Raw genomic sequence first — 17,118 nt, forward strand, 5'->3', positions numbered from 1 at the left:
GGCCTTGAGGGCCGGTGCGGGTGGGGGTGCGTGGGGGTGCACCCGGCCTCCGGCCGGGTTTGTGTTCCCACTCGCACCACCCGTGCGGGATTCGTGGTCGGGTGCGGGTGGCCCTGGTGGGGGCGGAGCGCCGTCGGCGGCTGTCCGTCGGCTGACTGCCGTGCTGTCACGTGGTGCTGCCGTCACCCCGGCCAGCGCCGGCCGTCGGATCGCGGACGGTTCGGGTGGGCGGGTCCTTCTCCTCGCCCGCTCTCCCAGTGCCGTCAGGGTCGCCGTCCGCCGGCCCCGCAGGCGGCTCGTCGCTGTGCGCAAGGCCTCGTGCGGGCCGGCCGGGAAGCGGCCCACCAGTGCTGCCAGGACGCCGATCAGGGCCGCCGCAACCCCGCCCCGGGTGCCCGCGTCGAGGCCGACCAGGAGGGCCGCCGCGGCCAGGGCGCCCAGGGTGCTGTCGGCGCCCAGGACCACCACCGCGGCGAACCAGAGGAGGCCGCGCACGGGGTCGTAGGCGGCGGGGTCGAAGGCGCGCACCCCCATGCCCAGCATGCCGCCGCCCAGGGCGGCCAGCGCGGCGCCCGAGACGAAGGCCAGCAGCTTCAGCGAGGGCACCTGCACGCCGGTCGCCGACGCCCCCGACTCGTCGTCCCGCATCGCGGCCAGCGCCCGGCCGGTACGGCCCCGGCGCAGGGCGTGGGTCGCGAGCAACGCCGCCGCCAGCAGCGCCAGTTCGAGGACGTAGTACGCGCGGTCGCCGTCGAAGCCCGCCGGGCGGTCCAGGGACAGGCCGGACGTCGCGTAGGGCTGGGCGAAGACGAAGCGGCTCACGCCGACGCCCACGGCGAAGGTCGCCAGGGCGAGGGCGAGGCCCCGGCGACTGATCGCGGGCCGGCCCGTCAGGAGGCCCAGGGGGGCCACCAGGGCGACCGCGACCACGAGGGCGGCCAGTTCCGGGAGGCGGGGCAGGCCCGGGAAGCGGCCTGCGGCGAGAAGGGCCGTGAAGAGGGCGCCCAGACCCGCGTACGCCGCCTGGCCGAGGGAGATCTGGCCGCCGCGGCCCGTGACGACGACCAGGGAGAGCAGGACCACCCCCAGCGCCGGCACCTGGACCGACGTGTGCAGGTCCGAGCCCGCGAAGCCCAGCGGCAGCAGGAACAGCACGACCGCCACGATCCACGCGCCCGGCGGTGTCGGCACGCGCGCGGTGGCCGTGCGGGGCAGGGCGTCACGCGTGCCGACGCGGGGCATCGCCAGGGACGTCACCAGCAGGGCGACGACGAACAGGTTCGCGTCGGCCGCCTGCAGCAGGGGCCCGCCCCAGCCCGACGGGTGCAGCCGGGTCAGCTGGCTCTGCGCCACCCCGATGCCGAGCGCCACCAGCACGGCGACCGGCAGACTGCGCATCCGCGCGGCCACCGCCACCGCCACGACCTCCATGACCAGCAGCGGCAGCCCGTACGGGTCCAGCCGGACGTACGGCGCGAGCAGTACGCCCGTCAGACCCGCCGTGAAGGACCCGAACGCCCAGCCGGCCGCCGCCACCCGGTCCGCGTCGATCCCGCCGAGCACCGCGAGCTGCCGGTCGTCCACCACGGCCCGCAGCTCCCGCCCGAACCGGGTCCAGCGGATCACCGCTCCGACACCGGCCGCCAGGACGAGGACCACCGCCAACTGCCCCCAGGGGTCCGCCGACACCAGCTCGGGGGCGTCGTCCCTGGCCCCCTGCCCCCACAGCAGCGCCGCCGCGCCGACCAGCAGCACGAAGACACCGATCGAGGCGACCAGGGTCTGCGCCGGGTCGCTGCCCCGGACCGCGAGCGGGCGGAAGACGAACCGCTCCAGGGTCACGCCGATCGCCGGTGCCAGGACGACGAGGGTCGCCGTCGCCGCGAGCCACAGCGGCCACCCCCACTCGACCACGCACTGCCGCAGCACGTAAGCGCACACCATCGCGATCGCGCCGTGAGCGAAGTTCAGCACGCCGGTCGCGCGGTACGTCACGATCAGGCCGATCCCGGTGAGCGCGGCCGCGCTGCCCACCGAGAGGCCGGCGAGCGTGAGGTCGTACGTCAGTGACGACATCAGTCGGTTTCTTCGACGGGCTCACAGATGGGGCACGGGCCCAGTTCGCCGCCGGCCAGGAGCTTGGCGTCCACCGGGACCGCCTCCACCTTCCCGGCCACCAGCGGACAGTCCGCCCGGTGCCAGAGCGTGCCCCCGGGCACCATCAGCAGGTCCCCGCTGACCGCGAGGGGCGCACCGGCCGGCTGCCCCGCCTCGTCCGCGTCCGAGGGCTCGGCGGCGACCAGGAGGCCGTACAGCTCCTCGACGCGCGTGGCGGCGAGCGCGCCCCGGCCGTGCGTGAGCAGCACCGCCCCCGCGATGATCAGGGCCGCGCCCGGGATCGAGCAGGAGGCCAGATAGGGCAGCTGCCGCTCGGCGTAGCGCTCGCCCGAGACGCCGTACCAGCCGATGACGCACAGCACCGCGCCCGCGGCGAGCGCGGCCCAGCCGGCCCACAGGACGGGGTGCACGCTCCGGAGTCCGCCTGTCCGCATCTCTGGCTCCCACACGTCACGCGTCTGACTGTCTTCCCAGGTCTGCCGATCGCTTGCACTATGCCTTCTGGAAGCTGACCCTGAAAGCACCGGGCGCACCTTGCCCGGAACGACACCCGGTGGTGAGCCAGATGGTTCTCGGGAGCGACCTCAGGCAGGGGAAGGCACGAAGGGGGCGCGGCCCACGGGCGGCGGGACGGGGTACGGCGGTGCTGGCCGCCCTCGTTCTCATCCTCACCCCCGTCCTCGCGGCGTGCAGCGACAAGAGCGGCGGCGGCAGCCAGAGCGCGCCCCCCACTCCGTCCGTGGCGACCCCGGCGACGAGCGCGCCGGCCACCGCGCCCGCCGACCCCGCGGCGGCCAAGCAGGAGATCACCGCCAACTGGCAGAAGTTCTTCGACCCGAAGACGTCGCTGGCCGAGAAGCAGAGGGTGCTGGAGAACGGCGACAGGATGGCGCCGGTGCTGAAGGCCTTCAGCGGTGACAAGCGCGGCGGTCAGGTGCAGGCGCAGGTCCAGACGATCGAGTTCACCTCGCCGACCAAGGCGACCGTGACGTACGCGCTGACCCTGCAGGGCGCCACCGCGCTGCCGAAGGCCTCCGGGACCGCGGTCCAGCAGGGCGGCACCTGGAAGGTGTCCGTCAACACCCTGTGCGCGCTGGTCCAGCTGAGCGGCGATGCGTCGGGTTCGCCGGCCGCGGGCTGCTGAGGGCGCGGCTGCCGCCGCGCTGCTGCTCCTGCTGGGCACGGCCTGCGGCAGCCGGCTGCCTGAGAGCGACTTCGAGCACGACACCCGTACACCCGCGCCCGCGCCGAGCGGCGGCACACCGATCCCGGTCGGCATCATCACCAGTGTGACCAGCCCGGTCGGCGGCGCCGCCTTCACCGGCCCGCGCGACGGCGCCAAGGCCTGGTTCGACCGCCTCAACGCGCACGGGGGCATCGACGGGCACCCCGTCCAGGTGCGCGAGTGCGACGACGGTGGCAGCGGGGTCGGCGACAACACCTGCGTCCACCAGCTGGTCGACGAGGACAAGGTCGTCGCCCTGGTCGCCACCACCGCCCTCGACTACGCGGGCGCCCCCCGCGTCTCCCACGCGCGCGTACCCGACATCGGCGGCCAGCCCATCGGCGCCGCCTACGACACCTGGCCGCACCTGTACGGCATCTACGGCAGCCTCGCGCCCAGGAACGGCACCCCGGGCTGGGGCGGGAAGCTGTACGGCGGCACGGAGGTCTACCGGTACTTCAAACAGAAGCAGGGCGCCCGTACGGCGGCCGTGGTGTCGTACAACCAGGCCTCCTCCGCCGCCTACGCCCGTCTCGTCGAGCAGGGGCTGAAGGCCGAGGGCTACAAGGTCGTCAGCGAGCAGGTCGACTTCGCGCTGCCCAACTTCCGCGCCGCCGCGGCCGACCTGAAGGAGCAGGGCGCCGACCTGGTCTTCGACGCCATCGACACCCACGGCAACGCCCAGCTGTGCAAGGCGATGGACGAGGTCGGCGCCAAGGTCATCGCCAAGGTCACGAACGTCCAGAACTGGACCTCCACCGTCCCGGACGACTACAGGGACGCGCCGCGCTGCCGCAACGCCCTGTGGGCGACCGGGGCCAGCCGCGACTACGACGACACCGCGAACGCGGCCGTGCGGGAGTTCCGGGACGCGACCAAGGGCCTGAAGACGCACTCCCAGTGGCAACTGGAGGGCTGGGCGGCCGCGATGTGGTTCACCGACGCGGCCAGGTCCTGCGCGCGGACGGGCATCACGCGCGCGTGCGTGGACGGCTTCATGAACCGCAGCGACGGCTACACCGCCGACGGGCTGCTGCTGCCCGTGACCTTCGAGCGGCTGCCCGAGCCGCCGAAAACCCGCCGGACCTGTCTGTCGGTGGCGCGCTGGAGGGACGGCGAGGGCTGGGTCTCACAGGGGGACATGAACCACACCTGTTTCGATGTGCCGCAACTGCCGTACTCCCCTTGATAGAGATTTCGACCATGCTGGAGACCTCGGCACGACTGCTTCGTCTGCTCTCGCTGCTCCAGGCGCACCGTGACTGGTCCGGCGCCGAGCTCGCCGAGCGCCTCGGCGTCACCGCGCGCACCGTGCGCCGGGACGTCGACCGGCTGCGCGAGCTGGGCTACCCCGTCAACGCCAGCCCCGGCACGGGGGGCGGCTACCAGCTGGGCGCGGGCGCCGAGCTGCCGCCGCTGCTGCTGGACGACGACGAGGCCGTCGCCGTCGCTGTCGGCCTGCGCACGGCCGCCGGGCAGGGCATCGAGGGCATCGGCGAGACCTCCGTACGGGCCCTCGCCAAGCTGGAGCAGGTGCTGCCGAGCCGGCTGCGCCGCCGGGTCGGCGCCCTGAACGCCTTCACCGTGCCGATGCTGCGCGGCCCCCTGCCCTCCGCTGTCGACCCGGCCGTCCTGACCGAACTGGCCAACCTCTGCCGGGACTCCGAGCGCCTGCGCTTCGAGTACAGCGACCACGGGGGCCAGGCCACCCGCCGTACCGTCGAACCCCACCGACTCGTCTGCAGCGAGCGGCGCTGGTACCTAGTCGCCTGGGACCTGGAGCGCGAGGACTGGCGGACCTTCCGCGTTGACCGCATCACGCCCAGGCCGCCGCACGGCCCGCGCTTCGCCCCGCGCACCCCGCCCGCCGAGGACCTCGCCGCGTACGTCTCGAAGGGCGTCTCCACGCGCGCGTACGCCACCCAGGCCGTCGTGCGTCTGCTCGTGCCCCTGGCGGAGGCCGCCGAGCGGATCTCGCCGAGCGCCGGGACGCTGGAGGCGGACGGGGCGGACGCCTGTGTCCTGCGCACGGGGGCGGCGAGCCTGGAGGTGATGGTGATTCACGTGATGATGACGGGCTTCGAGTTCGAGGTGCTGGAGCCCGCCGAGCTGACCGAGGCGATCAGGACGTCTCGGGACCGGCTGTCGCGCGCGCTTCTCCGAGGGGCTCGTCCTCGGTCGCCGCGTACTCCGGATGGTGCAGGTCGAACGCCGGGGACTCGGAACGGATCCTCGGCAGGCCGGTGAAGTTGTGCCGGGGCGGCGGGCAGGAGGTCGCCCACTCCAGGGAGCGGCCGTAGCCCCAGGGATCGTCGGTCTCGACCCGCACGCCGTACTTCGAGGTCTTCCAGACGTTGTAGAGGAACGGCAGCGTCGACATGCCGAGCAGGAGCGCGCCGATCGTCGACACCGTGTTCAGGGCGGTGAAGCCGTCCGCGGCCAGGTAGTCGGCGTACCGGCGGGGCATGCCCTCCGCGCCCAGCCAGTGCTGCACCAGGAACGTGGTGTGGAAGCCGACGAACAGCGTCCAGAAGTGGATCTTCCCGAGCCGCTCGTCCAGCATCTTCCCGGTGAACTTCGGCCACCAGAAGTACAGCCCGCCGAAGATCGCGAAGACGACCGTGCCGAACACCACGTAGTGGAAGTGGGCCACGACGAAGTAGGTGTCCGAGACGTGGAAGTCCAGCGGCGGCGACGCCAGCAGCACCCCGGTCAGACCGCCGAAGAGGAACGTCACCAGGAAGCCGGCCGCCCACAGCATCGGCGTCTCGAAGGACAGCGAACCCTTGATCATCGTCCCGGTCCAGTTGAAGAACTTCACGCCCGTGGGGACGGCGATCAGGAAGCTCATGAAGGAGAAGAACGGCAGCAGCACGGCGCCGGTGACGAACATGTGGTGCGCCCACACGACCACCGAGAGCCCGGTGATCGACATCGTCGCCCCGACCAGCGTCAGATAGCCGAAGATCGGCTTGCGGGCGAAGACCGGGATGATCTCCGTGATGATCCCGAAGAACGGCAGCGCGATGATGTACACCTCGGGATGCCCGAAGAACCAGAACAGGTGCTGCCACAGCAGCGCCCCGCCGTTGGCGGGTTCGAAGACCTGCGCGCCGAAGCGCCGGTCCGCCTCCAGCACCAGCAGCGCCGCCGCGAGCACCGGGAACGCCAGCAGGATCAGGATCGACGTGAACAGCGTGTTCCAGGTGAAGATCGGCATCCGGAACATCGTCATGCCGGGCGCGCGCATCCCGATGATCGTCGTGATGAAGTTGACCGCGCCGAGGATCGTGCCGAACCCGGCCAGCGCCAGCCCCATGATCCACAGGTCGGGGCCGAGACCGGGGGAGTGCGCCGAGTCGTTGAGCGGTGCGTAGGCGAACCAGCCGAAGGCGGCGGCCCCGTCGGGCGTGAGCAGCGAGCCGAGCACGATCAGACCGCCGAACAGGAACAGCCAGTACGAGAACATGTTCAGCCGGGGGAACGCCACGTCGGGGGCGCCGATCTGCAGCGGCATCAGCTCGTTGGCGAAGCCCGCGAAGGACGGGGTGGCGAACAGCAGCAGCATGATCGTGCCGTGCATCGTGAACAGCTGGTTGTACTCCTGGTTGCTCAGGATCTGCAGCCCGGGACGGGCGAGTTCGGCCCGCATCAGCAGCGCCATCACCCCGCCGACCAGGAAGAACACGAACGAGGTGATCAGGTAGAGGTGCCCGATCTTCTTGTGGTCGGTGGTGGTCAGCCAGTCGACGACCAGCCGGCCGCGCTGCTTGTGCGGTACGGGTCGCGCCGCCGTCCGCACGGTCTGGGTCCCCATCGTTCGCTCGCCCCTTCGCTCGTCGCGCACCGGGTCCGCTGCAGCCCGCGTGCGCTCGCTCGCGAGCTCACGCCATGATGCGCGCCTCGGCGTGCGCCGCGACAGTGGGTGTGCGGGGGTTGTGTGCCGGATCCGTGTATTTCCTCTGCGGTGTCAGCTCCCGCGACCGGCGCCCGGAATCGGCCCGGAATCGAATCCGGCGGCGACCGGGGGCCGTTCTCACGGCACTTTCCGCCCGGGTATTGGACAAGCCCGAGCGACACGCGGGAATTACGTTCGATTGACTGCGGAAGGCGTACGAAACCGCTCGTACGTGTGACTCGGCGCCGCCGAAACACGCGTCGTGATCCTGTGACAGAAGTGTGACCGGAGGGGCACGTGGGACCGGTCGTGGCGGTCCGGGGTTCCGCCTGCCGGGGGCAGGGCCTAGCGTGGCGGCATGGCACCGATTCCCACTCCGCAGGCGGAGCCCGAGGACAGTCCGGACGCGTATGTCGGCCTCGACCAGGCAGGCGCCGAGCGGCGCGCGCGGGAGCGCGGCTGGGCCACGGTGCGCTCCCTGCCGCCGGGGGCGATCATCACGATGGAGTACCGCCAGGGGCGGCTGAACTTCGAGGTGAAGGACGGCCTGGTGGTGCGGTCCTGGAAGGGCTGACCGCACGAAGGCCCCGGTCCCTCGATGAGGGGGCTGGGGCCTTCGTCGTGCGGGGCGTGGATTGTGCGTACCGGGCCCCGCTGTCCTGGAGCCGCTCAGCCGCCCGTCACGGGGCGGGCCGAGGCCGGTGTGCCGCGGGAGACGCGGTCGGGGTGGGGTGGCCGCCGACTGCCCACCGGGGTCACCGGCGTGCGCTCGGAGCGGGCCGTGTGCGGGCCGGGGGCGAGATAGACGGGCGCCCGGGGCGAGCGGGCCGCCGGCTCGTGCGAGGCCTCGTCCTGAGCCGTCGTCCGCGGTGTGAGCAGCACCGGCGAGCCGGCCGGGGCCGGGGCCGGTGCGGGTGCCGTGGCGGCCTTGCGGGCCCGCCAGCGGTCGCGCAGGTCGAACAGCTCGACCTCGGCGCGGGCGATGAGCGGTTCGCACCAGGGCAGGGCGAGCAGGACCAGCAGACCGGCAGCCCAGCCCAGCAGGACGTCGCTCAGCCAGTGCGTACCCAGGTAGACGGTGGCCATCCCGACGCCCAGCGAGGTCACGGCGGAGATCGCCGACAGCCAGCGGCGGGCCCTCGGGGTGGAGGCGAGATACGCCAGGATTCCCCAGGTCACGACGGCGTTGGCGGTGTGGCCGCTGGGAAATATATCGCCGCCCAGACCCATCTCGTTCGAGCCGATCGTGGTCGCGTAGTGCGGGCCGAGGCGGCCCATGCCGAGCTTCGCGGCGCCGACGGAGATGTTCAGCAGCAGCAGCGCGGTGCCCAGCGTCAGCAGCGGACGCAGCGTGTGCTGCCGCCACGAGCGCCAGCCCAGCCAGGCCGCGACCATCACGGCGGTCGGGCCACGCTGGCCGAGGACCACGTAGTAGTCGACGAACCAGTGGATGCCGTGCCACTGCTGGTACGGCCGGAAGAACATGACCTGCCAGTCCAGGCGGACGAGCCAGGAGGTGGTCACCACGGCCCACACGATCGCCAGGTAGAACGCCAGGGTGCCGGTCAGCAGCGCCACCCGGTGCCGGCTCATCTTCGGGACATCGAGGTTCGCCGGTCGTTCCGGCTCCCGGTCCAGTCTGGCGAACACCCGGTCCAGACGGGTGAGGTTTCGTTCGGTACGCACCCAATCGACGTTACAGCCAGTGAGGTAAGTTCTCCGTCTCTTCAGCGGGTTTGTGATGACGATGTGATGTGGGATTCCTCTCAACGAGGGGTTTATTTCCAGGGAATCCGCAATGACGGGCCGCCGGGCCCTTCATTTCCTTTGATCATTACGGGAATCAGTTTTCTGCGGCTTATGAATTCGTTCACCGAAAGCTGGCCGGGATTTACCTGGACGCTCACGCGGCGCCAGGGTCGATCAGGGCGGACCGGAGCCGTTCAGCCAGAACGCTCCGTACACGGCCGACGCCACCGCGACACCGCCCAGCACCAGCGCCGACCTGCGCGTACGAGCCCGGGCCAGGGCGACGGCGAGCGGCAGCAGCAGCGGGAAGGCGGGCAGCAGCAGGCGCGGTTTCGAGCCGAAGTAGCTCGAGGCGCACAGCGCGAGCGCGGTCACCACGCCCGCGTACACCAGCAGCGGAACCGGCTGGCGCTGCCGTACGCAGACGACGTACAGCCACACCACGAGCCCGACCCCGACGATGATCCCGATGCCCGCGAGGGCCGAGGGGAACGACGCGAACTTGTCGGCGACGAAGCGCGCGAAGGCGACGCCCCCGTCGAAGCCGTTGCGCCAGCCCGCCTGGACGTCCAGATAGCCCAGTGGGCCCTTGCCGGTGCGGTGGCCGACCCACAGGACGTAGCCGGCGGCGCCCAGCGGGGCGAGCAGAAGCGCCAGCGCGCGCTGTACGGCCGTGGGGGCGCGCGCAGGGGTTCCGGCGCCTCTTGGCGGCGGGACGCGCTCCAGGGGCCCCTCTGCGGGCGACGCAGGGGCGTGAGCGCCCGCGAGGGCGCCGTCCGCGTCCGGCGCGCTCCGGTTCCGCACGAAAGAGGTGATGCCGGCGACCCACACCGCCGCCACGACGGCCAGCCCGACCGGCCGGGTCAGCCCGGCCAGCGCGGCCAGCGCGCCCGCCGCCGGCCAGCGGCCGGTCAGCACCGCGTACAGCGACCAGGCGGCGAGCGCGGTGAACAGCGACTCGCTGTACGCCATCGACTGCACGATCCCCACGGGCAGCACGGCCCACAGCAGCACGGCGCACACCGCGGCCCGGCGGCCGTGCACCAGCTCCGCGACCGCGTAGATCCCCAGGGCCGCCGCGAGCGAGGCGAGCAGGCTGACGGCGAAACCCGCGCCGGCGTACGACAGGGGAGTGAACGCGTGCAGCAGCCGCTCCAGCCAGGGCAGCAGCGGGAAGAAGGCCAGGTTGGAGTGCACGTCCCCGTTCGGCAGCCGTACCTGGTAGCCGTAACCGAGTTCGGCGACCCGCGTGTACCACAGCGAGTCCCAGCGGGCCGTCAGCAGCGTGTACGCGCTCTTGCCGCGCGCACCGCTCCACACCGCCAGCACGAGCAGGCCCAGCGCGCGCACGGCCGCGTACCCGAGGAGGGCCGGGGCCGCGCGGCGCAGGGCCCGGCCGGCGGGTGGCGCGGGGCGCGTCGCAAGATCCGTCACGGGCTCGATTATCGACGGGGCCGGAACCGGCGGACCCGGTGCCGCGTGCTCCCGGCTGAGGGGGAGTGGCGCACGCCACACGAGTTCTGTACGCGTCTGAGAGGTCCGCCACGTGAACGTGGCGCGAACTCGCGTACGCTGACGAGTCACTCGCCTTCGTTGCGCGGGCCGGGGACAGCCGCTCCTCCCCGGCCGAGATCACGGGGAGTCCCCACCCCGCGATGCCCGCCGAACGCGAGGAAGCATCTGGGAGGTACGTACATGTCCGGGACGACCACGGCCGCAGCAGCGCTGCGCCGTCGGGCGGCCGGGGCCGGTGCCAACCGCTGGGTCGTCCTCGTCGTGCTCTGTGTGAGCCTGCTGCTGGTCGCGGTCGACGCGACCGTGCTGCACGTCGCGGTCCCGGCGGTCACCGAGGACCTCAGGCCCGGCGCGATAGAGCTGCTCTGGATCGTCGACGTCTACCCCCTCGTCTGCGCCTCGCTGCTGATCCTCTTCGGCACGCTGGGCGACCGCGTGGGCCGCAGACGGATCCTGCTCCTCGGCTACGGCCTCTTCGGCATCGCCTCCGCTCTGGCGGCGCTCGCCCGCGATCCGCAGATCCTCATCCTCGCCCGGGCGCTGCTCGGCGTCGGCGGCGCGATGATCATGCCGGCCACGCTGTCGATCCTGCGCCAGGTCTTCCCCGACCGGCGGGAGCGGGCGCTGGCGATCGGCGTGTGGAGCGCGGTCGCCGCGGTCGGCGCGGCGGTCGGGCCGCTGCTCGGCGGCTTCCTGCTCGAGCACTTCTGGTGGGGCTCGGTCTTCCTCGTCAACATCCCGCTGATGCTGGTCAGCCTGCCGGTGGGGCGGATGCTGCTGCCGGAGTCGCGGGGCTCGGGCGACGGGCCCTGGGACGTGGTCGGCGCGCTGATGGCCGCCGCCGGGCTCTTCGGCGTCGTGTTCGGGGTGAAGCGGCTCGGCGGCGGGGAGCCGGCGGGCAGCGCGTTCACCCTGGCCCCCCTGGTGGTGGGCGCGGTGCTGCTGGTGCTCTTCGTACGGCGGCAGCGCCGGCGCACGCATCCGCTGGTCGACCTCGGCATGTTCGCCCGTCCGGCGTTCAGCACCTCGGTCGGCTGCATCGTGCTGGCGATGCTCGCGCTGGTGGGCCTGGAACTCATCGCGGCGCAGTATCTGCAGCTGGTGCTCGAGCTGTCGCCGCTCCAGACGGGCCTGCGGCTGCTGCCGCTGACCTTCGCGGCGATGGCCGCCGGGCTCGCGGGGGCGCGGATGCTGCGCAGGTTCGGGCCGCGGCGGATGGTGTGCTTCGGGTTCTGTGTGACGGCGGGGGCGGTGCTGCTGCTGACGCTGATGGGCGCCACCGACAACCCGGGCCTGCTGCTGTTCGGCTTCGTCCTGCTCGGCTTCGGGCTGGAGACGACGCTCTTCGGGGCGTACGAGTCGATGCTGAGCGAGGCCCCGCCGGCCCAGGCCGGTGGCGCGGCGGCGGTCGGGGAGACCTCGTACCAGCTGGGCGCGGGGATCGGGATCGCGCTGCTCGGCAGCGTCATGAACGCGGCGTACGCGCCCGGCCTGTCCTCGGTACCCGGGGTCCCCGCCTCCGCGTCGGCCTCCGCGGCGCACTCGCTGGGCGAGGCCTACGATGTCGCCGGGCGTCTCGGCGGCCCGGTCGGAGTCGCCCTGCGCCGCGCGGCCCGGGACTCCTTCGTGCACGGACTGCATGTGACGCTGCTGGTCAGCGCGGGCCTGTTGCTGCTGGGCGCGGTGATGGCGCTGCGGCTGCCGCGGGTCATGCAGTGCGCGGAGGCGGCGGCACCGGTGGAGCTGCCGGCGCCCCGGGAGGTCGCTCAGTCCCGTGTCTCCGCGTAGCCCGCGCACCTCTCCGCGGAGGCCGCTCACCTCTCCGCGCAGGCCGCTCACTGGACGTGCGGGACACTGCGTCGTAACGTCGGCCCCAGAGTCGTAACTAGCGCTGCTAGTTTTCGTGTGCCGGAGGGTGTTCTGATGTCCGCGTCCTCGAAGTTGCCCCCGTTCGACCCCGCCGACCCCCTCGGCATCGACGACCTGCTGGAACCCGAGGACCTTGCGGTGCGGGACACCGTGCGGGCCTGGGCGGCGGACCGGGTGCTGCCATGGGTCGCCGAGTGGTACGAGAAGGGCGAGCTGCCCGGGATCAGGGAGCTGGCCAGGGAACTCGGCGGCATCGGAGCCCTCGGCATGTCCCTCGACGGGTACGGGTGCGCCGGGGCCAGTGCCGTGCAGTACGGGCTCGCCTGCCTGGAACTGGAGGCCGCCGACTCCGGGATCCGGTCTCTGCTCTCCGTGCAGGGATCACTCGCCATGTACGCCGTCCACCGGTTCGGCAGCGAGGAGCAGAAGCAGACCTGGCTGCCGCGGATGGCGAGCGGTGAGGTCATCGGGTGCTTCGGACTCACCGAACCCGATCACGGGTCCGACCCCGCCTCCATGCGGACCTCCGCCAAGCGCGACGGCACCGACTGGGTGCTCAGCGGACGGAAGATGTGGATCACCAACGGCTCCGTCGCCGGGGTGGCCGTGGTGTGGGCGCAGACGGAGGAGGGGATCCGCGGGTTCGTCGTGCCCACCGACAGTGCCGGGTTCTCCGCGCCCGAGATCAAGCACAAGTGGTCACTGCGGGCGAGCGTGACGAGCGAACTCGTGCTCGACGACGTACGGCTGCCCGGCGACGCCGTCCTGCCGGAGGTCGTGGGGCTCAAGGGACCGCTGAGCTGTCTGTCCCACGCCCGGTACGGGATCGTGTGGGGCGCGATGGGCGCGGCCCGGTCCTGTTTCGAGGCCGCGGTGGACTACGCGAAGACGCGGGAGCAGTTCGGGCGGCCCATCGGCGGCTTCCAGCTCACCCAGGCCAAGCTGGCCGACATGGCGGTCGAACTGCACAAGGGGATCCTGCTCGCCCATCACCTCGGGCGGCGCATGGACGCCGGCCGCCTGCGTCCCGAGCAGGTCAGCTTCGGCAAGCTCAACAACGTGCGCGAGGCCATCGAGATCTGCCGGACGGCCCGTACGATCCTCGGCGCCAACGGGATCTCCCTCGAATACCCCGTCATGCGGCACGCGACCAACCTCGAGTCGGTGCTGACGTACGAGGGCACCGTCGAGATGCACCAGCTCGTGCTGGGCAAGGCACTCACCGGGCTCGACGCCTTCCGGTGAAGCCCGCGCGGGGGCAGGGCCGGTGAGCGGCCCTGCCTCAGCTCTGGTTGTAGAAACCGTCCTCGCGGCGCGCGGCCGGCTCGCCGCTGACGATCTCGGTGTTCGCCGGGGTCAGCAGGAAGACCCGGTTGGCGACCCGCTCGATGGTGCCGCGCAGGCCGAAGGTCAGCCCGGCCGCGAAGTCGACGACACGCTTGGCGTCGGCCGCCTCCATGGCCGTGAGGTTCACGATCACCGGGACGCCCTCACGGAACAGCTCGCCGATGGCGCGCGCGTCCCGGAAGCTGTCCGGGGTCACCGTGCCGATGCGGCGGCCCTTCTCCTCGGCGACGTCCGAGGCCACCTTGACCCGCGGGTCGGTGACCCAGGCATCCCCGGGCTGCTCGGTCCCTTCGGAGTAGTCGTCGTCGTAGTAACGCTCGTCGTCGTTGTCGTCGACGAGGCCGAGCCAGGCACTCGCTTTGCGTACCGATCCCATGGACGCCTCCTCTCACAGCGGTCTTTCTTGCTTTCCGCATCCCTATGGTCATCCATGATGCGGACGTCGCGCCAAGTGGATAGACGCCGCGCGGGGGGTTTGTGACGGTACTGGTGCACAGCGAATACGTCGAGAGCCCGGGTGCCCCAAGGGTCTTGATGTATGCGGCTGCTGACTGTGAGTGAAATATGATTCTTCGTGGCGTACGGGTGATGGACGGTGCGTCCGGGTGAACGGGCGGTCGATACGATGCGGCAGCTCAGGGCCGTGTCAACGGCCCGGGAAGTCACACGCGTCACGGGGGATCACCATGTTCGGAATCGTCAGACCCTGCGCCCATCGGCTCGGTGAGAATCTCAAGTCCCAGTGGATGGCGCACTTGTGCGGACTGTGTCTCGCGCTGCGCGGGGACCACGGACAGTTCGCTCGGGTCGTCACCAACTACGACGGGCTCCTCATATCCGTTCTGACGGAGGCTCAGGCGGAAAAGGCGGGCACCTGGCGGCGTACGGCGGGCCCGTGCCCCTTGCGCGGAATGCGCACCGCCTCCGTCGCCCGCGGGGAGGGCGCGCGGCTCGCGGCCGCCGTCTCCCTCGTGCTCGCCTCGGCCAAGGTGCGCGACCATGTCGCCGACCGCGACGGGTTGCTGGCGCGAAGGCCCGTGGCGCTCGCGGCCCGCCGGGTCGCCGCGAGCTGGGGCGCGGCGGGGGCCCGTACGGGAGCCGACGTCGGCTTCGACACGGCCGTGCTGGTGGACGCCGTGGACCGGCAGCTGGGCATCGAGGCGCTCGCCGGACCGGGTACACCCCTGCTCACGGTCACCGAGCCGACCGAGACCGCGACCGCCGCGGCCTTCGCCCACACGGCCGTTCTCGCAGGCAGGCCCCGCAACGCCGAGCCGCTGGCCGAGGCCGGACGGCTGTTCGGGCGGCTCGCGCATCTGCTGGACGCCGTGGAGGACAGGGAAGCTGACGCGGCGTCGGGTGCCTGGAACCCGCTCACCGCGACCGGGACCCCGCTCACCGAGGCACGACGGCTCGCGGACGACGCGCTGCACGGGATCCGGCTCGCGCTGCGGGAGGCGGAGTTCGCTGACGGGAAGCTGGCGCACCGGCTGCTCGTGCACGAACTGCGAGCCTCCGTCGACCGGGCCTTCGGTACGGCGTCCTGCGCGCACCGCTCGACGCCCTCGCTCGCGGGACCGTACGCGCCGCCCGGCTCCCCCGGCGGTCCGCCGCCCGAGCCGCCCCGGCGCGACGGGCGCGGACTGCTCGCGGGGTGCGCGGTGTGGGCGGGGCTGGCCTGCACCTGCCAGTTGTGCTGCGGCGAGTACGAGGACCCGTGGAGCCGTGAGCGCAGGGACGGACTGTGCCGCGACGCGAGCTGCTCCGACTGCGCGGACTGCGGGGACTGCTGCAACTGCTGCCAGTGCTGCGGGGAGTGCGACGGATGCGACTGCTGTGACTGCGGCTGCGACTGCGGTTGCTGAACCGGCTACCGACACTGGCGTATACGGGATGCGCGCGGTCAGGAGGCCACCTGGTGTTTCCCGGAGATCCTGTTTCCGGGACGTAAAACAAGAACATGATCCGGTGACCGTCGCCTCGTGAGGGTCGTTGGGCGGGAGCAGAACAGTTTCTTCCTCCCCCCGACCCGCCCCTCATATAAGGCACTTCCGTGGACGTCACAGCAAGCGTCACATCCCGAGCGACCACCAGCATCCGCACCAGACTGCTGAGGATCCTCGTCCTCGCCCTGGCGGTCCTGCTGGCGCTGCTCGGGCTCGCCGCCGGCGAGCAGATCTCCGCCTACCGCAACGCATCCGCGACCGAGGACAACGCCCGCCTGGAGATCACCCTCCAGGGCCTCGTCCACGAGCTGCAGAAGGAACGCGGCCTCACCACCGGATACGTCGGCGGTGTCTGGCAGTTCAAGGCCAAGCTGCCCGCCCAGCGCGGGGCCACCGACGCCGCCCGCACCGCGCTGGACAAGGCGCTGAAGGGCCGCGGCGACCGCGCCGCCGACTCCGTGCGCGAGTCGCTCGGACGGCTCGACGGACTCGCCGCGGTCCGCGGTCACGCGGACGACCACACCGGCGTCGTGAAGGACACCTTCGACTACTTCACCACCACCATCACCGTCCTCGACCGGCTCGACCTCGGCCTCGAGGAGGTCCACGACGGCCCCCTGCGCGACGCCTACCAGTCGCTGCAGACCCTCGGCAACGCCAAGGAGTTCACCGGCGAGGAGCGCGCCATCGTGCTCGGCTCGGTGCGCGGCGGGAAGTTCCACGGCGAGGACTACAGCCGCTTCATGCAGATCCGGGCCGGCCGGCTCGCCGCCCTCGCCGCCTTCCCGCGCTCGGCCACCGCCGCCCAGGAGCGGCGCCTGAACGCGGCCCTGACCACACCGGACGCCGAGCGCATGCTGGCGTACGAGAGCACCGCGGTGCACGGCGGCGGACGGCTCGGCTCCCGCGCCATCCCGCCGATGGCCTGGTGGGACGCCGCGACCTCCACCATCAACGGACTGCGCCAGGTGCAGGTCTCGCTCGGCACCGACGTCGAGAACCGCGCCGCCGAACTGGAGAGCGCCGCCCAGCGCGACCTGCTGCTGTTCGCACTGCTCGCCCTCGGCACCGTCGCCGCGCTCGGCGCCCTGGCCCTCGACTGTGTACGGTCCGTCTCCGCGCCGCTCGTCGAACTCGCCCAACAGGCCAGGGAGATGGCCGGCGAACGACTGCCGCGCGCCGTCGCCGCCGTACAGAACACCGCCTCGGGGGAGACCCCCGAACCACCCGCCCCACTGACCCTCCCCGGCAGGACGGGCGCCGAGGTGCGCGAGGTGGCCGAGGCCTTCGACCGCGTCCAGCGCGCCGCATTCGACCTCGCCACCGAACAGGCCGTGCTGCGCCGCAACGCCACCGACTCCCTGGTCAGCCTGGGCCGCCGCAACCAGAACCTGGTCCGTCGGCAGATCAGCTTCATCAACAAGCTGGAGCACGAGGACGCCGACCCGGCC

13 protein-coding genes and 1 pseudogene are annotated in these 17,118 nt (G+C 72.1%); 8 read left to right on the forward strand and 6 right to left on the reverse strand.

The features are described 5' to 3' along the window. A partial coding sequence (locus GRC12_RS28880) for an ABC transporter permease subunit (RefSeq protein ID WP_244373920.1) occupies positions 1-2,076 on the reverse strand: 2,076 nt, incomplete at its 3' end. Then, a complete protein-coding gene (locus tag GRC12_RS28885) occupies positions 2,076-2,552 on the reverse strand; it encodes a hypothetical protein (RefSeq protein WP_208782300.1) in 477 nt (158 codons plus the stop codon). The genes GRC12_RS28885 and GRC12_RS28880, both read right to left, overlap by 1 nt. 131 nt (positions 2,553-2,683) lie before the next feature. On the opposite strand from GRC12_RS28885, the gene GRC12_RS28890 reads away from it, so the two are divergent. Genes GRC12_RS28890 through GRC12_RS28900 form a run of 3 tightly spaced genes read left to right on the forward strand, consistent with a single transcriptional unit; the run spans position 2,684 to position 5,590 of the window. Beyond that, positions 2,684-3,262 (forward strand): hypothetical protein, encoded by a 579-nt coding sequence (locus GRC12_RS28890; RefSeq protein WP_208782301.1) that lies wholly within the window; start codon positions 2,684-2,686, stop codon positions 3,260-3,262. Further along, complete coding sequence (locus tag GRC12_RS28895; RefSeq protein ID WP_208782302.1) at positions 3,231-4,532, forward strand: ABC transporter substrate-binding protein; 1,302 nt, start codon at positions 3,231-3,233, stop codon at positions 4,530-4,532. Before GRC12_RS28890 ends, GRC12_RS28895 begins: the two co-directional genes overlap by 32 nt. 14 nt (positions 4,533-4,546) lie before the next feature. Further along, the gene (locus GRC12_RS28900) at positions 4,547-5,590 is read left to right on the forward strand and encodes a helix-turn-helix transcriptional regulator (RefSeq protein WP_208782303.1); all 1,044 of its coding nucleotides are present in this window, start codon (positions 4,547-4,549) and stop codon (positions 5,588-5,590) included. Here GRC12_RS28900 and ctaD read toward each other — a convergent pair. Continuing rightward, positions 5,478-7,160: pseudogene (gene ctaD / locus GRC12_RS28905) on the reverse strand (aa3-type cytochrome oxidase subunit I); the annotation flags it as partial. The gene GRC12_RS28900 and the pseudogene ctaD sit on opposite strands and share 113 nt — an antisense overlap. A gap of 439 nt (positions 7,161-7,599) precedes the next feature. On the opposite strand from ctaD, the gene GRC12_RS28910 reads away from it, so the two are divergent. Next, positions 7,600-7,815, forward strand: coding sequence for an I78 family peptidase inhibitor (locus GRC12_RS28910; protein ID WP_208782304.1), 216 nt, complete (start codon positions 7,600-7,602; stop codon positions 7,813-7,815). A 95-nt stretch (positions 7,816-7,910) separates the two neighbouring features. Here GRC12_RS28910 and GRC12_RS28915 read toward each other — a convergent pair whose 3' ends face one another. Together GRC12_RS28915 and GRC12_RS28920 are read right to left on the reverse strand one after the other, a co-directional pair. Continuing rightward, positions 7,911-8,927: a phosphatase PAP2 family protein gene (locus tag GRC12_RS28915; protein WP_208782305.1), complete on the reverse strand. Its 1,017-nt coding sequence runs from the start codon at positions 8,925-8,927 to the stop codon at positions 7,911-7,913. A gap of 237 nt (positions 8,928-9,164) precedes the next feature. Next, on the reverse strand, positions 9,165-10,424 hold the full coding sequence (locus GRC12_RS28920; RefSeq protein WP_208782306.1) for a mannosyltransferase family protein: 1,260 nt from the start codon (positions 10,422-10,424) through the stop codon (positions 9,165-9,167). Between the two features lie 261 nt (positions 10,425-10,685). Between GRC12_RS28920 and GRC12_RS28925 the strand changes: the two genes are divergently transcribed. Further along, the gene (locus tag GRC12_RS28925; protein ID WP_208782307.1) at positions 10,686-12,293 is read left to right on the forward strand and encodes an MFS transporter; all 1,608 of its coding nucleotides are present in this window, start codon (positions 10,686-10,688) and stop codon (positions 12,291-12,293) included. 135 nt (positions 12,294-12,428) lie between these two features. After that, on the forward strand, positions 12,429-13,619 hold the full coding sequence (locus GRC12_RS28930) for an acyl-CoA dehydrogenase family protein (RefSeq protein ID WP_208782308.1): 1,191 nt from the start codon (positions 12,429-12,431) through the stop codon (positions 13,617-13,619). A gap of 37 nt (positions 13,620-13,656) precedes the next feature. Here GRC12_RS28930 and GRC12_RS28935 read toward each other — a convergent pair whose 3' ends face one another. Beyond that, complete coding sequence (locus GRC12_RS28935) at positions 13,657-14,097, reverse strand: cell division protein SepF (protein ID WP_133047262.1); 441 nt, start codon at positions 14,095-14,097, stop codon at positions 13,657-13,659. A 310-nt stretch (positions 14,098-14,407) separates the two neighbouring features. On the opposite strand from GRC12_RS28935, the gene GRC12_RS28940 reads away from it, so the two are divergent. Both GRC12_RS28940 and GRC12_RS28945 read left to right on the forward strand, forming a co-directional pair. Further along, positions 14,408-15,586: a DUF5685 family protein gene (locus tag GRC12_RS28940; RefSeq protein WP_208782309.1), complete on the forward strand. Its 1,179-nt coding sequence runs from the start codon at positions 14,408-14,410 to the stop codon at positions 15,584-15,586. 188 nt (positions 15,587-15,774) lie between these two features. Beyond that, positions 15,775-17,118 (forward strand): nitrate- and nitrite sensing domain-containing protein (locus GRC12_RS28945; protein WP_208782310.1); only part of this gene is annotated, 1,344 nt, incomplete at its 3' end.

Source organism: Streptomyces griseorubiginosus (assembly GCF_017614965.1).
Taxonomy (GTDB): Bacteria; Actinomycetota; Actinomycetes; order Streptomycetales; family Streptomycetaceae; genus Streptomyces; species Streptomyces griseorubiginosus_B.

Coding starts and splice junctions, on each gene's coding strand:
- GRC12_RS28900 (WP_208782303.1), top strand. CDS start 4,547: ATGCTGGAGACCTCGGCACGACTGCTTCGTCTGCTCTCGCTGCTCCAG.
- GRC12_RS28910 (WP_208782304.1), top strand. CDS start 7,600: ATGGCACCGATTCCCACTCCGCAGGCGGAGCCCGAGGACAGTCCGGAC.
- GRC12_RS28895 (WP_208782302.1), top strand. CDS start 3,231: ATGCGTCGGGTTCGCCGGCCGCGGGCTGCTGAGGGCGCGGCTGCCGCC.
- GRC12_RS28935 (WP_133047262.1), bottom strand. CDS start 14,097: ATGGGATCGGTACGCAAAGCGAGTGCCTGGCTCGGCCTCGTCGACGAC.
- GRC12_RS28925 (WP_208782307.1), top strand. CDS start 10,686: ATGTCCGGGACGACCACGGCCGCAGCAGCGCTGCGCCGTCGGGCGGCC.
- GRC12_RS28885 (WP_208782300.1), bottom strand. CDS start 2,552: ATGCGGACAGGCGGACTCCGGAGCGTGCACCCCGTCCTGTGGGCCGGC.
- GRC12_RS28940 (WP_208782309.1), top strand. CDS start 14,408: ATGTTCGGAATCGTCAGACCCTGCGCCCATCGGCTCGGTGAGAATCTC.
- GRC12_RS28930 (WP_208782308.1), top strand. CDS start 12,429: ATGTCCGCGTCCTCGAAGTTGCCCCCGTTCGACCCCGCCGACCCCCTC.
- GRC12_RS28890 (WP_208782301.1), top strand. CDS start 2,684: ATGGTTCTCGGGAGCGACCTCAGGCAGGGGAAGGCACGAAGGGGGCGC.